Here is a 16445-nt window from a genome sequence, read left to right on the forward strand (position 1 = left end):
TTTGTATTTTCATTCGTGCCTCGTTACCACGCACTATACGGATCAGCAAAATATCAGTCTATTTCTAATACTTCAGCAGCATACTCATGCAGACTGCATTCTTTACCATTATCTGCGGTAATCGTCTTGAATTGATCTTTGATCGATTCAAATAGATAGATTGTGGTTTGACAAATTTCCTCTGCCTTGCGTGAGCTATACTTTTGCAGCCATAAATAATCTGTCTTACGATCTACAATCGAGACCAATGATTGTTGATGCTTCTTACTCACAATCGTATCTATTTTAAGATCTTCAGCGAGAGCGGTGTGCTATCTCAATCTGTCTGTCATGAATTCTTTTTACGATTACTCAGCTGTCCAGCTTTGTTTTTATATTGTCGTATGAAACGATCAATTGAATGCAAATTCACAGGAATACGAGAAAAAATCTGTTCAGGGCTCCATTGAAGATCAAGATAAGAGATGACATTAACCCATATTTCATAAGGGATTCTGTTAGGATGAGAACAATGACGTCTTCGAGCTACTTTATCCGCATGTTTAGCTAAATAGCCATTTCTCGCTCATCTTGCTTCATTCTGATAATTTAATCTCTGTTGCACTTCATTTGAGAATCTAAGAAATTAAATTGTGAAATTATTAAGTACCTAAAGCCATAAATACCTATACTTTTGTGCTTGTTTTCATCTACATTAAATTAATTTATAGCTACTAATATATTACGCGTCAGCAACTTAATTTTTGATATTACATTACTTCAAAAACAACTCTTTTTCCTTAGCACGACGATTAACTAATCCCTGCAATCGTTTCCCACCAGCATTGACCCACACATCAAATTGATTGGCAGCGCCTTTAATATCACCCGCATTTAATTTTTTAAGCAGTGTGGAATTTTTAAATGCACCCGAGCCGATGTTATAGGTCAGTGATACCAGTGCATCAAATTGATTTTGTGTTAATACTATTGTGACAGCATCATTCACGGTCTGCTCAAATACTTTTAAATCATTCCGCATATACTGTTTGGCTTGTGCTTCAGTACATGTATCCCCCTTTTTGACCTTTTGACCATTCGGATAAATCGTGGTACCAAAGCCAATCGTCCAGATACCAACACCATCGTCATAGGCTTGCAGTCGCTTGCCCTCAAAGCTGCAAATCAAAGCAATGCCCTGATCTGATGTAATCATAGTGTTGAGATTTAGCATATCTTGTAAAATTTTGCGATCAAATGCAATGCGTTTATCTACAGCATCGACTTGCTTTTGAGTGAGTTTACCACCGCTAATTTTGCGTAAAAAATCAAATATTTTTTGCATCATTATCCTTCTAAATATCATTTTTTAGCTTTCTTTAACTCATTAATGACTTCAACAATCATTTTGTCTTCTTGCTGTTTAATACAGTTAAATGTCAAACAGAGAATCATAAATGAATAAGTAGTGAGACTGGAAATTATTGGACAGACTGAGCTCACAAACTAATTATGAGATAAATATCGAAAATACATCATGATAAAGACTGCTACTATTGCTACAATTACGAAGCTAACGATAATCATAGCAGCGTAGAATTTAAAAAAGACAATAATATTTCCTGTTTAAACTGGCTGTATATTCACGATACGATCGACCATCTTTTGATAGGTATTTTCATTATCTAATGAAAAACGCTAACCATTGCAACCATAGTGTTGTTTTGAATTAAGATACTTCAAAAATGTCTGCCACTCATGATGAGTATTTAGCTATTGAATATTCTTCATCAACTGGACAGATAGTGGCACAAACTAATGGACAATGATTATTCCCCAACTTGGACAAACAGGTATTGATTTTTAAGATGAATAATTAATCGTTCATAGTCATCTTTAGATAGTTTGCCAATGTAAGTTAATTTTGTTTTATCAATTGGTAACTGATATGTCTGCACAGTATCAATCCATGATTTTTTACTCAGTCCAATCAATTGCCAATCTCTAATTTCAATATATTTACTTTTAATAAAATCAGATTTATTGTCATATTGACTGCTTAAACGGAATACGATGTAGTTTTTTTTTGTTTGTCGAATATATAAAACAGGGCGAGTTTTGCCATCAGCTATATCGGTAAAACCAACGTAAGCCCAATATAACTCCTGTGCCATTAGTACCCACCGTCATCATTTAAAAATGCTTGAGCAGATTTTGTATCAGATACTTTTACACTTGGGATATTATAACTAAGCTCTATAAGCTGTGCTGTCTTAAAATCTTCATCACTTATTTCATTGCTTACAGGGATTCGACCTGTTTTGGCAATTTCAGCCATAACCATACTAAAAACAGATGCAGGGGTTAGCCCAACTTTTTTAATAATGTACTCTGCTGATTCAGAAATAGCTTCATCAACAGAATATTGAACTCTCTTTTTGATTAATGTAGACATTTAACACCTCGCAATCTCAATAGTGCCATTTTATGCCATAAAATGACACAAGACAAGTTAGCAGTAGGTGTCCATCCTTAATAAGAATTAGTGTCCAAGTAACTGTTGATTTTGCAGCTATCTTAATCAGCATGGATCAGGACTTTATTGTTTGGATTTTTTCGCTACAAAGCCATCAATAATGCATTTAAAAATGAGAAATTATTTATAATTTTCTATTTTTGTGTATGATTCAAACAATATAATAGGATAAAGATTATGAAAAAACTGCTACTTCTCACCATGATATCCGCGCTTAGTACAGGAGCATTGGCCAATAGTTCTATTTTTGAGTGCACAACAACCAACCATAAAACTATCAAACTTTCTACTAAAAAAAATTCAATTTCATACTCATTTGGTCAAAAAGGCTCACCAGATTTATTAATTTCAATTCCTAAATCCAAAGCTTCAACTTATCAATGGCAAGGATTTGGTCGATATGAAAATTATGCCATCAATGTGCCAAATGGAAATACCACCTACCGTGTATTTCATGGATTTGATAAAATCAATCAGACGATTGAAGCAGGCGTAGAGGTTATTCAAAATGGAAATCTTCTCGTCACTATTTATTGTTCACCACAATATAAAATTATAAATAATATGATTGGTGTGGATTTAAAGCCTGAAGATATCTAAACACATGCTTAAATGATGAAAAGATTACTCGGTAAAGCTCCCTGCAAATAATAGAGTTTAAAGGTCGAAAATCTCCTTTAATTTTATAGGGTTTACCGTTTATTAGCATATCTAATATTAAAAATCATCTTATCACTGTGAGTTTAGTCTGCATAATAATTATTTCGGCCTATTTTTGTTAAAAAATCATCAAGTGCTGTTCTTTCTGAAAAAAATATTTTCTTTTTAACATTATTTAAAAAATAAATAATTACACAATTTAACTCATGCTTTACTTTTATATATTTAATATGACTTACATTAATCATTAAATCTGCAACTTTTAATAACATATTAACTCTCCATATTGAATTCCTTATAAAAAATTATGGTAAATAGACAGCAAAGTCAATCGTAATTACATTGCTACACTCATCATATATTTTTTTTAAATTTAAAGTGAACACTATAGGTAATCGACTCTGTATATTCATAGCCGATCTAGATATTACAGTCTAAATAACTAACTTAGAATGCTTATATTTAAAAATATCTCATTTAAATTTTAAGTTAAAACACAGCAGCCCAAATTGCTAAAATTATAGTCCTCAAATTACTTTATCTATAATACTCCATTGAGTACCCAATATAGATAGATCTGGAAAATGATCAGCATCAAAAACATTTCCTTCATTATCAACAGCAAATATTAAAACAGAAATAAATAAATCACTGGCTATTTTTTTATAAAAACTCATTTCTCCAGCAACTGCTTCAATCGATATAGATTGATCTATAATCGTTGTTAGAGGACGATCAAAGTCGACAGAGATATTTAAATCTTGTTCACATTCACCATGAATTTCCAAATTATCATTATTTATAAATCTAAAATTCATTTTATTCTCCATTATATTATATATTTTCTAAAAAAGAATAGATGACAATATTTTTGATAAAATTAATAATCTCACTACATCATGATAGTGAGATTTTCTAACGACATCAAACAATTAAAAGCATACGAAGACTAAATTAAGCATATATAATCACTCCTTAATTTAACGCTATTTATCTAGAAAAATAAAAAACCATGACTATCATTATGACCAAAAACATCCATTTTAAAATATGTATAGATTGATTTTGTTGAATATGTGCTCTATTTTTGCCATATCGATAAGATTTTGCTTGAATAACAACCATTGGTGTTTTAAACATATTTCTTTTTAATTGCGCGCGACTATTTTCATTATACATAATATATCCTCATTTTATTTTTAGTATTAAGTATAAAGTTCTGCTCTTTTAAGCGTGTACTTTAGGATCAGGTCGGGTTTTGAAACATTAACACTCCTATTTTTCTAATTACTTTACTTATCCATCAATGTAAATATGACTTTATATCATTTATTACAAAAAGAATAGCCCTATTAGACTGTAAATCAAATTTTTAGTAAGATATGTACAATGATATGAATATTTCTATCTAAAGTGATAAATTTATATCATAATATTGGGCATCATCATTTTGTGTTAAATAAAGATGAAATACTGATCGAAGTTTTGAGAATGGTGATGTATCGATCAAAATCAACCCAAACCACAATATCAAAAGTACTCAGCTTTAAGCTTACGGAAGAAAATTATTCTTATTTTATAGGTAATTAAGTTATTTTAAACATGCTTTAATAAGCGTAGTATTTTATGTATTGACTTAAAATATTTGCTATAAAATTTAAAACCCGTAAATTATAGAAAAGTTTAAAATTATTTATTGACTCTAGAACACGCTGTGATTTATAAAATTATATAAATTAATATTTTAGTTATAATATATCAATTTCTAATATGTTATTTTCCAGCATATGACCCAAATTTTGATCTTGATATACTATCGTAAAACACAATCTATAGCTCAATATAAAATAATTACATTCTCTCCTAGCAAAATCTCACTATTTTAAACTCACTTATAATTTTTAAAAAAAACTTAACTTATATTTTAGATAAAAAACAAATAGTTAAAATTTAGATTTCTCTATATTAAGTTAAAAAAATATGATTTTTCACAATAATTTCACAGTTAGATAAACATGCTTATAGAAAGATATTTTGGTTTTAATCTTGAAAACTTTTACTTACTTTTATAAGTAATGTAATAACAAATTAAATAATTTTAAATGATGGTAATTAAGTTAATCAGTGGAGGAAAAAACTCATGATGTATAAAAATCATCCAAGATATAGTTTGGATTGTCATATTTTAAGTCATCATTTTATTTATAAAAGAGTTATTCTATGAAAAAAGACAAAGCGATTTGCATTGGTGGTTGGATGCATGGTAAAGAAGTTAAAATTATCAAGGGAAATTATGCACCAATTAGCCCAAGTGATTTAAGAAATTATTGGAGTTTATCTATTAATGAAATGATGAGTATTGATGAACCTTTTAATCAATATTATTTACTCTCTATAAATCTTAATAATTTAAAAACTACAGAATATTTTTATTTATGGAATAATGATCAAAAAATCTTTGAAGACTTCCTTAATAATTATGAAAGGTATACTATGGCATCCTAATAATAAGTATTAATTTTAAATCAACGTATTATACTTATGCGATCTTTTCTATAGATTATTTCTAGCATAGTAATTTAATTTTTTATATATAATTAAAAAATAAATTCAAATAGTAAATTAATTAACTATGCTTTCTTTTCAATTAAGCTAGACTAAAATTTTGCCATTAAATTCACATCAAAATGATATAAAAATAAAATTTTATCATTATATTTTCTTTATTATACTTTCTTATCTTATTTTTTAAAAATATTTAATGATCTAAATTTAATTTATAATCAAATAGATCTATTATAAATTACCGATATGATTGAATAGCCACCGATTTTGTAGACACCTTTTAGTTAGATAAAATGGCTAATTAACGAGGTGCTTATGAGCAGTAAACGATATCCTGAAGAATTCAAAATTGAAGCAGTAAAACAGGTCACTGAGAAAGGTCATAGTGTGGCCGAGGTTGCTACGCGTTTAGGAACCACCACCCATAGTTTGTATGCTTGGATTAAACGTTATGATCCACAGCAGCCCAAGACGATAGAGTCTAATGATCCAAGTGCAGAATTAGCAAAGTTAAAAAAAGAGCTGCAACGGGTTACTGAAGAAAGGGACATATTAAAAAAGGCCGCGGTGTACTTCGCAAGCCAGTCCAAATGAGGTACGCCTTTATTCAGGACAATCAGCACATATGGCCTGTTCGTCGTTTATGTTCAACATTAGATGTTCACCACAGTGGTTATTACGCATGGTTAAAGCAACCCACTAGTGAAACTGCAAGGAAACGGCAACAGCTTTCAGAACTGATTAAACAATTCTGGCTGGAATCTGGCGGAGTCTATGGCTATCGCAAGATTCACTATGATTTGAAAGATGTTGGCGAAAGTTGCGGGATCAATCGAGTACATCGACTGATGAAAGCAGATGGTCTTAAATCACAGCGTGGTTATCGTAAACCTAGAGCTCACGCTGGTACTCCAGCGGTCATTGCCGCAAACAGCTTAAATCGACAGTTTAATCCAACTCAGCCGAACCAATTATGGGTGACGGACATTACCTATATCCGTACACATGAAGGGTGGTTGTATCTTGCAGTTGTGATTGATCTATTTTCACGTCTTGTTGTTGGTTGGTCTATGAAATCCAGAATCACGACAGATTTGGTTTTAGATGCGTTATTGATGGCTTTGTGGCGAAGAAATCCAAAGAACAAAGTCCTAATTCATTCTGATCAAGGTAGCCAATATACCAGCCATGAATGGCAGACATTTCTCAAGCATCATAATCTTGAAAGTAGTATGAGTCGTAGAGGTAATTGCCATGACAATGCTGTTGCAGAAAGCTTCTTCCAGCTATTAAAGCGGGAACGAATTAAAAAGAAAATCTATGTAACTAGAACTGAAGCAAGATCCGATATCTTTGAATATATAGAGATGTTCTATAATTCAAAACGCAGACATGGTTCCAATGGTCAACGTTCTCCATTAGATTATGAAAAGGCCCATCAAAAGATGGTTATGTGTGTCTAGAATTTTGGTGGCTATTCAGATATCATATTTTAATCAAATTGTTTTGACCACTTCAAATATTATATCAAGATTGAAATAAATTCTAATTTTTTTTAATTTATCTTAATCTTCTTTAAGGGTAGAATAGAATTAAAGCTTAATCGATTAAAAGATAGATATGAAAAAAATATATGGCCTACTTACCATTATCGGAATAATAATTCCATTTTCACAATTTATACTCTGGTTAATTAAAAATGGAGTTAATTTTAATCTTTTTTTCAACAGATTATTGAAAATCCTTTAGCAACTTTTGCTTGGTTAGATGTCATTTTGACTGTTTTTGTTATTATATTAATGGCTATAAATGAAAATAAGGAACTTAAAATAAAGAAAATATGGATTCCTATCATTGCATCACTACTCGGTGGAGCATCCGTAGGATTACCTCTATTTTTATATATGAAACAGTGCCATATTGACAATGAACTCAAATTAAAACGATAGATAATATTTAACAATGTATAATAAAGCTAAATGTTGAAAGAGATGGCTAAATTAAAAATTTAGACCATATACGATATCCCATAAAATATCCCAAGTGATAATTCTAAAAAAAATTGATTATATCATAACTTGAGTTTTAATATAAAAAACCACCCAAGGGTGGTTTTTATTTTTCATTCAGTTGCTGATTTTAAATCTGTAGTATCTTGCTCAGTTTTATGTTTTTTAACAGGACAGTATTCTGATAACTTTTCTCTGTTAAAATGTGCACATTTTTCTTTTTTATCTTTACGAAAACAATACTTTCCTAAAATAACGCCTACACCAATTAAAGCGATTTCTTTAATCACCAGATATCCTCCTATTTGGTTCTATCAAATTTATTAAATAAACAATAATAGATTTAGAAAAAAATTCATATCATCTTTAACTTTTTTATAACAAATAAATATCTAAACTATAAAAAACAACAATGCTCAGCATTTTAAAATATTAAATTTAGTTTTAAACGAATATACTTCTAATCTAAATACAAAAACAAAATCATCAAGCAGTAGAATTTTATGATCAACTACAATTTAATCATATAAAATAATTTGAATTAAACAACCAAGGTAAATCCCATCTAATTTTACATTTAATACTTTGATTTCTATAATATATTTTTAATAAAAAACAATTGAAAAATAGATAATGTATTTCAATACCACATGATCAATAATAAATTTATTTTATTCCAGCTCAGTCATTAGCTCATATTTTATAAAGTTAGCCTTCTCTCATCGTTATAATTAAAAACAATAATATAAAATATTTTAATCAATCCATTTATGGCAATATTAGATTATCTAATATCATACCAATGATATCGTCTCTTCTGCTATAAAGCACTGAACAAGTTAACTATTCTCTATCGCATCTGGTGTGACTATCCTTGCTAATAAAAAATATTACCATGTAAAACAATAGTTTAGCTTATATTAATCATATCAAGAATATATTGACTTACCTTCAAATCTTAAATAAAAATAAGGATCTATTTCCCTTATTTTTATGGTTATGATCAAACATAAAGCACTTTTTTAAATTTTAATCATCATTTATATTTACACAGTTTCATGTAACCATGGTGTTACTGTTAAACTGGTCAGTATACCTTCTGGACTTAAAAAACGTGTGACTGACTGTCCCCAAGGTTCAATACGATTATTAACCAATAATTGATAACCATGCGCTACCATATGATCTGATGCAGCAGCAAGATCGTCAACTTCAAACTCAATCCAGCTTTGAGGTATTGTGATTTCCTTTGGCCAGTCATCTATACCAAAACAAGATTGTGCTGCTTGAGATAATGGCCAAAGAGCGAAATGCTTCACACCTTCCAGCTGATGGTTTTGTTCGGTACTGAGATAAGATTCATTACCGAACATTGGTTGTAATGGTAAATTTAAGGTATCTAAATAAAAGGATTTACTGGTTTGATTGGCGGTCGTAATTGGACCAAATCCTGCCACAAAAAGAATTTTCAGACGATACATATACAACTCATTTTCTTCTTAAATATGCTGTATTTATACTGTAAAAAATTCATTTTTCAAAGAAAAAATACAGTTTAACTACGAAATTAGAAATGCTATTTTAAGATTTATACAAATGTTAATTCGTTTCCTGAATAAATCCTATAGTTTTCTTAAACGTTTCCTGACTTGCTTTTTTACTCATCATAAATTGATATTCATGAACAAGTAATTCTTTAGAATTTGGATAAAATAATGTTGTTACAGGAACTTTTTTAGACTTTAGTTGTTCAACAAATGGAATAGCTTGTGTTTTAGTCAAAAAATCATGATTTCCACCACTAATCAATACCGGTGGATAATGAGCACTTAAATAATGTTGAGGAGAAATACTTGATAAAAATGCTAAATCATTTTTGCGATTACCTGTATAGGCTTGTACTAAATTATTGATTCCCCATTCAAATAACTTCATCTGCTCAGGTGCAGTCTCTACAAAACTTTGCAAATTATAAATTCCACAATGTAAAATTAAACCTTTAATTTGTGATGCCTGAATAGATATCTTAAAATTTGATTGCTGAGCAAAGGCTGGATTAGATACCAAACCCGCATAATGACTAGCTAAATTTGCACCAGCAGAATCACCTGCCAGATATAAATGATTTATATTAATTCCATAATCATCTGCATATTCAGTGATAAAATTTAAAAGTTGATTGATTTGCTGTAGTTGTGTTGGATAAATATTCTGTGGTGCAAATTGATATTCTATCGCAATAACGTTATATCCTTCATTAGCCAATAATTTAAAATAACCACTGGCATGGGTTTTAGAACCCGAGATCCATCCCCCACCATGAATCCAAATAATCGTTGGACGTTGATCTAATTTTTGAATATTTTGAGCCTGATAAAAATCAAAAGATAGATTCGGATCACGCATATATAAAATATTAGATAAAATACCAATATGATCTGGTGCATGATAGTTTAAAAAAACCTTCTGTACCTGTGTTGCTGTATTAAATCCAGTTGCAATAATCTTGCTACTTTTTTCTACAGATTGACATCCTGTAAGATTGAAGCCAATACTCAAGACCACACATAAAATTAGAAATCTTATATTCACAGCATACTCAATCGTGTATTCATTTATATTTGATATCACAATGCATTTAATACATACATAAAAAAATATTTTAATATGATCAACATTTAATTCTTAGTCTAAATTAAAACTTATTTATAGGCCACTTTTAAATTAATTGTATCTTATAAAATTTTTAACTGATCAGATATATACTTAACTTTTATTAGATATCTTTCATAAATCAAAAAATAGTCATCTTCTAACTAATATTTAGTCTCTAATTTTCTGAGTATTCGTGCATAATTTACAGATGAAATACATCGACTCAAAAAAGCTTTCTGAAACACAGTTTAAGCGCTATACAGGCATCTCGTGGTCAACTTTTGATTTAATGGTTGAGCAATTAAAGAAGCAAACTCCTTCCAAAGGCAGGCCACCCAAATTAAGCATAGAGGATCAGATTCTCTTATGCCTAAGCTATTGGCGTGAGTACCGAACCTTATTTCATGTTGCTACAAGTTACGGAGTTTCAGAGCCCACAGCTTCAAGAATTGTGCGTCATGTAGAGGATTGCCTCATCAAGTCTAATCTATTTAATTTACCGAAGCATTTGCCAGAAGGCGAAGGCATAGACTGGAATGTGGTCATCGTAGATGCTACAGAAATTCCAATACAACGGCCTAAAAAAACAGAAAAAAAGCTATAGCGGCAAGAAGAAGGTACATACTTTCAAAGTTCAAGCGATCATTCATTATAGAACTCAGCAAATTCTGAGTTTATGTACAAGCCGAGGTGCTGTGCATAATTTCGAATTATTCAAACGTAACTTGCATCAGATTCCTGTAGGTGGCTTTATTCTCGCAGATAAGGGCTATCAAGGACTTTATGCCGTGTATCCGAATAGTCTATTGCCATTAAAAGCAAAAAAGCGTTGCACATTAGATCCTGAGCTGAAAATTTATAACCACGAAATAAACAAGAGGAGAATGAGCATTGAGCATATATTTGGTCGTTTGAAAACCTTTAAAATTCTTGCTGAGCGATATCGTAACAGAGGAAAAAGACTGGGTTTAAGATTTAATTTAATTGCTGGAATTTATAATATGGAACTGAGCAGAAAATGACTTATGAAAGAGCTCTATTTTTTATGAATTTATTGAAAATAAAATCTTAGCTGAGTATTTATGTCGCATTTTGTAGACTTAACTAAAAATAAATGATTGCTATAGAACTCATACTTTCATTGATTATATTTATCAAAAAAATCAAATATTTAGATGTAATTTTCTAAATTTTGAGTATCCATTTTAATTAGAGGTTAATACTGGTATAGTCTACACTTTAAAATATACTTCTTTTTTAACTATGATCGCTTTATTTTTTCCTTAAATCTTTATATTAAAACTACGATGATACATGACAAGTACTATATTCCAATCAATCTCCTTCCTTTGGCTTCGGGCAATTTTTTTCAATAACTTGGATTGAATTAGGTGATCCTCAACATAACCTATCATTATTGAATCTATTGATTCTAAAGTATGATAACAATTAGTCAGGTGAAATAAAGTTTAGTATTTCCAACAAACTGTTCAATACTTTCTTAAGCTTAGCCATCATAATCTGTCTTGATTTTAAATATGACCTTGCAATCAATACAGTTGATCCATACATTATCGATCCACGCTCAAAACATCCAAAATAAAACCGATTAAAAAACAATCTATTTTTTTGCTTTCTACAAGAAATCAATTGGACTAAAAATTAAAATATCGCGTAATTTGTAGCAAAATAAACTTCATATTTAATGGAATATGATATTTTTAATAAATATTAATTTGAATGCTTCGCTTATCTTAAAAAAATATGGTATGAATAAATGGAAAAATATTAATAACACCACGGAGAAAGTGTCGTGTCATACCAACATATTATTGTACCTGTTGATGGGTCTCAAATTTCCTATTCTGCTGTTAAAAAAGCAGCAGAGATTGCTAAAGCGTTTAATAGCCAACTTTCTCTAATTAGTTTAATTGCTGAAGATCCATTCACAGATGCTGACTTTTACTATTCATCAGCGATCATGAAAGACTATTTTGCTCAAGCACATGCGAATGCAAAAGAGGCTCTCAAAGAGGCTCGTACTCTTGCAGAAGAATTTGGTATAAATGCTGAGGCTGAAATTATTGAAGGACCTGTGAATGCAAAAACGATTGCTAAAGTATCTATTGATAAAAAAGCAGATCTAATTGTAATGGGTTCACATGGGCGTAAAGGCTTTCAAAAAATCCTTTTAGGTAGCTTTGCTCAAGATGTACTAAGTAATACTCAACTTCCTGTTCTTATTATTAAACAATAATCTATAACGAAAGTGCTCAATAAATCTTAAAAATTTTAGAGAGGGACATACATGTCTACCTATAAACACATTCTGATTGCTGTAGACGAATCACCAATCTCTTATTCTGCGGTAGAACAAGCCCTGAGTCTTGCCAAAGAACTCAATGCTGTAGTAACCATTATGAGTGTTATTGCTGTTGATCCGTTTGTTGGTGTTGATTTTTATAAAGTTGCCCCAGCGGTAACTGACTATTTTATGAAAGCAGAAGAAAATGCTCAATTAAGATTAAAAGATATCGCACACTTATTTATTCGTGATGGTATTGAAGTTAACATGAAAATTATTCGTGGTGTATCGGCTGCTGAAGGTATTATTACGATTGCAGATGAAGTTTGTGCAGACTTAATTGTAATGGGTTCACATGGTCGAACAGGGTTTAAAAAGATGATGCTTGGCAGCGTGGCACAAAATGTTTTAACACTATCACCTATTCCTGTGCTTATTGTAAAAATATAAACCCTCCGATGACAATATTAATATTCTTTTAATTTCATATGCCAGCCAATTTTTAATTGGCTGGCATATCATTATAAACAATAAGATACCAATATATCTTAACTACTTATTTTAAACATTTAACATGCTCGACAAGGTCTCACTCACATTTTTAGAGTGAATCATAGACTTTAAGGCTTCCAGCTTTTCTTTTACATCACTACGCTGTGGCTCAGCCAAAGTATACCATCGTGAAAGTACCTGTAATAAACGAGCACCCATAATCGGATTCTTTTCATCCAAATATTTTGCTAAATCAATAAAGTGATCAACACCAAATGTCCATGTATTAACAGGATTACTATTCAATCCGCCACTTACTGCACGAATACGATTGGGTATTGCTAAATCATAATCTGGATGCTGAGTTAATAGTCGCAACGTTTGAGCTGTTGCTTGAGGATGAGCAGCCTGAACCATAAACCACTGATCCATCGACAATGCTTCATCTTTAAAACGACGATAGAAATCTTCCAGAATCATTGCTGCTTGTGGTGCATCATACCATACTAAAACACGTAATGCACCTAAACGCTCTGACATATTAGAACTATCATGATATTGCGCTGCTGCAAGCTCAAATACCGAAGAATCACCTTGACGCGCCATCATACTGAGTAAAATATTTTTAAGTGCACGAATACCCATAGCTTGAGAAAACTCTTGTTGTAAGCTTGGATCTAAACCTAAATAGGTATCTTTACAAAATGATCCTAATTCAAGCGCTAATTTTTTTAGTAGCACATTACGTTTTTCTTGTATTAATGCAGGCTGATAGTTGCAATCAATCCGCCCTGCCAAATAACCTTCACTTGGCACATCAAATAATCGTGAAGCCAATAACGGATCTTTTTCAATTAAGTCTGGCAAAACATTTTTCATGGCTTGAATATAAATTTCAGCAGAATGATTATTTAGCAAGATACGTTCAAGCAATGTTTGGGTTGCCTGCCACTGATTAAAGCCATTTGTTTCATATTGTAGCAAAAATGCTAAGTCTTCATCTGAATAATTAAAATCAAGATTGACTGGTGCAGAAAAATTACGCAACAAAGAAACAACTGGTTTTGTGATCACCGCTTTAAACTCAATGACGGCTTCATCTTGATCAAAGAGATAAACACCATCCTTGACACCATTTTCAACCAATGCATTAGAATTTAAAGCTAACTGTTCGCCACTATTACTATCAAATAATGCCAATGCAACAGGAATAGGTAATGCTTTTAAGTTTGCATATTTTGGATGTGCTTTTAGGCTTTGTTTTAAACTTAAACGATACGTTTGAGTCTGTGCATTATAATCTCCCTTAACTTCAAGCTGAGGCGTTCCAGGTTGGTTATACCAAGTTAAAAATGCAGATAAATCAGTACCAGAACCGGCCGTTAAAGCAGCAACCCAGTCCTCTACTGTTACCGCTTGGCCATCATGGCGTTTAAAATACTCATCAGTTCCTTTGCGAAATTTATCCTTACCCAGTAAGGTCGCCATCATGCGATTAATCTCAGCACCTTTTTCATAAACGGTTGCTGTATAGAAATTATTAATTTCAACAAAATGGTCTGGACGTGGCGGATGTGACAATGGGCCTGAATCTTCAGGAAATTGATGTGCTTTTAATACAGCAACATCATCAATTCGCTGTACTGCTGCTGACTGTAGGTCTTCAGAAAAAGATTGATCACGGAAAACCGTTAATCCTTCTTTCAAACATAATTGAAACCAGTCTCTACAGGTAATACGATTGCCTGTCCAGTTATGGAAATACTCATGAGCAATCACAGATTGAACACGCATAATTGCAGCATCAGTGGTATATTCCTCATCAGCAAGTACACATGAAGTATTAAAGATATTTAACCCTTTATTTTCCATAGCACCCATATTAAAAGCACTGGTGGCAACAATCATGTAGTTGTCCAAATCATATGGACGACCATAATGTTCTTCGTCCCAACGCATAGCATGTTTTAATGCTTGCATGGCAATATTACACTTAGGAATATCTTTTTGTTCTGCATAAATTTCTAAAGAGACCTGACGTCCTTCAGAAGTCACATAGTGATCTTTTAAAACAGCAAGATCACCAATCACACAAGCAAATAAATAACTTGGTTTTTTTGTAGGATCTTGCCAAATGGTATAATGACGATGTTCACCAACTTCACCAGCTTCTATTAAATTACCATTCGCTAATAATACTGGATACTTTTTATCTGCTTCGACACGGGTCGTAAAAACCGATAAAACGTCTGGACGATCCGGATAAAAGGTAATTTTACGAAAACCTTCAGGTTCATTTTGAGTAACAAATAAATCAGAACCAGCAAGATATAGTCCTTCTAGCTGAGTATTGGACTCAGGATGAATAACGACTGTAATATCTATCACTGCAAAATTTGGAGCATCTGTAATGACAAGTTTTTCCGCATCTAATTGATACTCGCTGCTAGACAAGAGCTGATCATTTAATCGAATTGATTTCAATTCAAGATCTCGACCCAATAAGACCAGATCGCCATCTGCTTGACGCTGCATCACCAGTTTTGAATGCACCTGACTATGATCAGCAAAAACTTGAATATCTAAGTAAATAGAATCAACCGAATAAGATGGTTTTTGATAGTCTTTTAAATAGATCGTTTGATCTGTTTCAACTACTGGATTTGCTGCAATATTCATATTCAGTCCTGATTATTGATTTCATATATTTGGCAAATTATTGAATTGATATAAAATAACCCAAATTCAATTCTTCGTCCCTATCTGTTACATATGGTTCCATTCCTTATATTTTCAATCCATTCCTTTCAGGATTTATCATAAAATGTATAACCTTCTAGTCCATGAGATCAATCATGTCGATTTTTTCAATTAAAATTAAAAGAATAAACCATTAAAATTCAACATATTATAAATAAAAACTCAACGATATTTAATCAAAAATTCTTATTATTTTTAACTTGTGATTAAGATCATCATTAAAAAATAATCAGCAATAAAATATTTTATATGAAGAACAATATTCAATCATATTTTTATATTAACAATCAAATAGATATTTTAAAAAATCATTAAAGATTAAAATTTTTTAATTACTGCTTATTTATAAAACTAAAACTATTAAATTGATATTTAATTTAATTATTTAAAAAATATAACTTTTTTAATCATAAACAAATTCATTTGCAATAATTAAATCATAAATATCTGATAATTAAAGAATTTAAACAAAAAGGTTTATATT

The 16445-nt window shown here is 31.0% G+C and carries 19 protein-coding genes; 8 read left to right on the forward strand and 11 right to left on the reverse strand.

All coding sequences use genetic code 11. From position 1 onward, the window contains the following. Positions 1-53: 53 nt before the first annotated feature. From QSG86_RS12480 to QSG86_RS12495, 4 genes are all read right to left on the reverse strand, one after another. Positions 54-272: a hypothetical protein gene (locus tag QSG86_RS12480; RefSeq protein WP_317031793.1), complete on the reverse strand. Its 219-nt coding sequence runs from the start codon at positions 270-272 to the stop codon at positions 54-56. Positions 273-754: 482 nt separating this feature from the next. Next, a complete protein-coding gene (locus QSG86_RS12485; RefSeq protein WP_317032571.1) occupies positions 755-1324 on the reverse strand; it encodes a lysozyme in 570 nt (189 codons plus the stop codon). Between the two features lie 484 nt (positions 1325-1808). After that, positions 1809-2153 (reverse strand): hypothetical protein, encoded by a 345-nt coding sequence (locus tag QSG86_RS12490; RefSeq protein ID WP_317031794.1) that lies wholly within the window; start codon positions 2151-2153, stop codon positions 1809-1811. Continuing rightward, positions 2153-2434: a type II toxin-antitoxin system RelB/DinJ family antitoxin gene (locus QSG86_RS12495; RefSeq protein ID WP_317031795.1), complete on the reverse strand. Its 282-nt coding sequence runs from the start codon at positions 2432-2434 to the stop codon at positions 2153-2155. Before QSG86_RS12495 ends, QSG86_RS12490 begins: the two co-directional genes overlap by 1 nt. Before the next feature lie 258 nt (positions 2435-2692). On the opposite strand from QSG86_RS12495, the gene QSG86_RS12500 reads away from it, so the two are divergent. Then, positions 2693-3115 (forward strand): hypothetical protein, encoded by a 423-nt coding sequence (locus QSG86_RS12500; protein ID WP_317031796.1) that lies wholly within the window; start codon positions 2693-2695, stop codon positions 3113-3115. Positions 3116-3258: 143 nt separating this feature from the next. On the opposite strand, the gene QSG86_RS12505 is transcribed toward QSG86_RS12500, so the two are convergent. From QSG86_RS12505 to QSG86_RS12515, 3 genes are all read right to left on the reverse strand, one after another. Then, positions 3259-3447 carry a hypothetical protein gene (locus tag QSG86_RS12505; RefSeq protein ID WP_317031797.1) on the reverse strand — a complete coding sequence of 63 codons (189 nt, stop codon included), beginning with the start codon at positions 3445-3447 and terminating at the stop codon, positions 3259-3261. Positions 3448-3702: 255 nt separating this feature from the next. Continuing rightward, positions 3703-3993 carry a hypothetical protein gene (locus QSG86_RS12510; protein WP_317031798.1) on the reverse strand — a complete coding sequence of 97 codons (291 nt, stop codon included), beginning with the start codon at positions 3991-3993 and terminating at the stop codon, positions 3703-3705. 172 nt (positions 3994-4165) lie between these two features. Next, positions 4166-4354, reverse strand: coding sequence for a hypothetical protein (locus tag QSG86_RS12515; protein ID WP_317031799.1), 189 nt, complete (start codon positions 4352-4354; stop codon positions 4166-4168). A 1041-nt stretch (positions 4355-5395) separates the two neighbouring features. Between QSG86_RS12515 and QSG86_RS12520 the strand changes: the two genes are divergently transcribed. The 3 genes from QSG86_RS12520 (at position 5396) to QSG86_RS12530 (ending at position 7689) form a co-directional block, all read left to right on the forward strand. Further along, the gene (locus tag QSG86_RS12520) at positions 5396-5680 is read left to right on the forward strand and encodes a hypothetical protein (protein WP_317031800.1); all 285 of its coding nucleotides are present in this window, start codon (positions 5396-5398) and stop codon (positions 5678-5680) included. Positions 5681-6055: 375 nt separating this feature from the next. After that, a protein-coding gene (locus QSG86_RS12525) for an IS3 family transposase (RefSeq protein WP_317030298.1) occupies positions 6056-7203 on the forward strand; the annotation gives its coding sequence in 2 pieces (ribosomal slippage) (positions 6056-6302 and positions 6302-7203; 1149 coding nt in all). A gap of 312 nt (positions 7204-7515) precedes the next feature. Continuing rightward, positions 7516-7689 carry a DUF2834 domain-containing protein gene (locus QSG86_RS12530; protein ID WP_317031801.1) on the forward strand — a complete coding sequence of 58 codons (174 nt, stop codon included), beginning with the start codon at positions 7516-7518 and terminating at the stop codon, positions 7687-7689. Positions 7690-7862: 173 nt separating this feature from the next. On the opposite strand, the gene QSG86_RS12535 is transcribed toward QSG86_RS12530, so the two are convergent. The 3 genes from QSG86_RS12535 to QSG86_RS12545 all read right to left on the reverse strand — a co-directional run bounded on the left by QSG86_RS12535 (position 7863) and on the right by QSG86_RS12545 (position 10335). Next, complete coding sequence (locus QSG86_RS12535) at positions 7863-8039, reverse strand: hypothetical protein (protein ID WP_317031802.1); 177 nt, start codon at positions 8037-8039, stop codon at positions 7863-7865. Between the two features lie 756 nt (positions 8040-8795). After that, on the reverse strand, positions 8796-9230 hold the full coding sequence (locus QSG86_RS12540; RefSeq protein ID WP_317031803.1) for a VOC family protein: 435 nt from the start codon (positions 9228-9230) through the stop codon (positions 8796-8798). A gap of 118 nt (positions 9231-9348) precedes the next feature. Beyond that, a complete protein-coding gene (locus QSG86_RS12545; RefSeq protein ID WP_317033362.1) occupies positions 9349-10335 on the reverse strand; it encodes an alpha/beta hydrolase in 987 nt (328 codons plus the stop codon). A 277-nt stretch (positions 10336-10612) separates the two neighbouring features. Here QSG86_RS12545 and QSG86_RS12550 point away from each other — a divergent pair, with 277 nt between their 5' ends. The 4 genes from QSG86_RS12550 (at position 10613) to QSG86_RS12565 (ending at position 13159) form a co-directional block, all read left to right on the forward strand. Then, complete coding sequence (locus QSG86_RS12550) at positions 10613-11008, forward strand: transposase family protein (protein ID WP_317031804.1); 396 nt, start codon at positions 10613-10615, stop codon at positions 11006-11008. After that, positions 10956-11426, forward strand: a complete 471-nt coding sequence (locus tag QSG86_RS12555) for a transposase (protein ID WP_317031805.1) — start codon at positions 10956-10958, stop codon at positions 11424-11426. The genes QSG86_RS12550 and QSG86_RS12555 overlap by 53 nt, the downstream gene beginning before the upstream one ends. A 791-nt stretch (positions 11427-12217) precedes the next feature. Beyond that, a complete protein-coding gene (locus tag QSG86_RS12560; RefSeq protein WP_317031806.1) occupies positions 12218-12661 on the forward strand; it encodes a universal stress protein in 444 nt (147 codons plus the stop codon). 51 nt (positions 12662-12712) lie between these two features. Next, entirely contained in the window at positions 12713-13159 is a 447-nt protein-coding gene (locus QSG86_RS12565) for a universal stress protein (protein ID WP_317031807.1), read from the forward strand. A gap of 111 nt (positions 13160-13270) precedes the next feature. Here the strand turns inward: QSG86_RS12565 and pepN are convergent, their stop codons facing one another. Further along, complete coding sequence (gene pepN / locus QSG86_RS12570) at positions 13271-15880, reverse strand: aminopeptidase N (RefSeq protein WP_317031808.1); 2610 nt, start codon at positions 15878-15880, stop codon at positions 13271-13273. Positions 15881-16445: the final 565 nt, after the last annotated feature.

The organism is Acinetobacter sp. SAAs474 (genome assembly GCF_032823475.1).
Classification (GTDB): Bacteria; Pseudomonadota; Gammaproteobacteria; order Pseudomonadales; family Moraxellaceae; genus Acinetobacter.

Coding starts and splice junctions, on each gene's coding strand:
- QSG86_RS12485 (WP_317032571.1), bottom strand. CDS start 1,324: ATGCAAAAAATATTTGATTTTTTACGCAAAATTAGCGGTGGTAAACTC.
- QSG86_RS12490 (WP_317031794.1), bottom strand. CDS start 2,153: ATGGCACAGGAGTTATATTGGGCTTACGTTGGTTTTACCGATATAGCT.
- QSG86_RS12495 (WP_317031795.1), bottom strand. CDS start 2,434: ATGTCTACATTAATCAAAAAGAGAGTTCAATATTCTGTTGATGAAGCT.
- QSG86_RS12500 (WP_317031796.1), top strand. CDS start 2,693: ATGAAAAAACTGCTACTTCTCACCATGATATCCGCGCTTAGTACAGGA.
- QSG86_RS12505 (WP_317031797.1), bottom strand. CDS start 3,447: ATGTTATTAAAAGTTGCAGATTTAATGATTAATGTAAGTCATATTAAA.
- QSG86_RS12510 (WP_317031798.1), bottom strand. CDS start 3,993: ATGAATTTTAGATTTATAAATAATGATAATTTGGAAATTCATGGTGAA.
- QSG86_RS12515 (WP_317031799.1), bottom strand. CDS start 4,354: ATGTATAATGAAAATAGTCGCGCGCAATTAAAAAGAAATATGTTTAAA.
- QSG86_RS12520 (WP_317031800.1), top strand. CDS start 5,396: ATGAAAAAAGACAAAGCGATTTGCATTGGTGGTTGGATGCATGGTAAA.
- QSG86_RS12540 (WP_317031803.1), bottom strand. CDS start 9,230: ATGTATCGTCTGAAAATTCTTTTTGTGGCAGGATTTGGTCCAATTACG.
- QSG86_RS12550 (WP_317031804.1), top strand. CDS start 10,613: ATGAAATACATCGACTCAAAAAAGCTTTCTGAAACACAGTTTAAGCGC.
- QSG86_RS12555 (WP_317031805.1), top strand. CDS start 10,956: ATGCTACAGAAATTCCAATACAACGGCCTAAAAAAACAGAAAAAAAGC.
- QSG86_RS12565 (WP_317031807.1), top strand. CDS start 12,713: ATGTCTACCTATAAACACATTCTGATTGCTGTAGACGAATCACCAATC.
- pepN (WP_317031808.1), bottom strand. CDS start 15,880: ATGAATATTGCAGCAAATCCAGTAGTTGAAACAGATCAAACGATCTAT.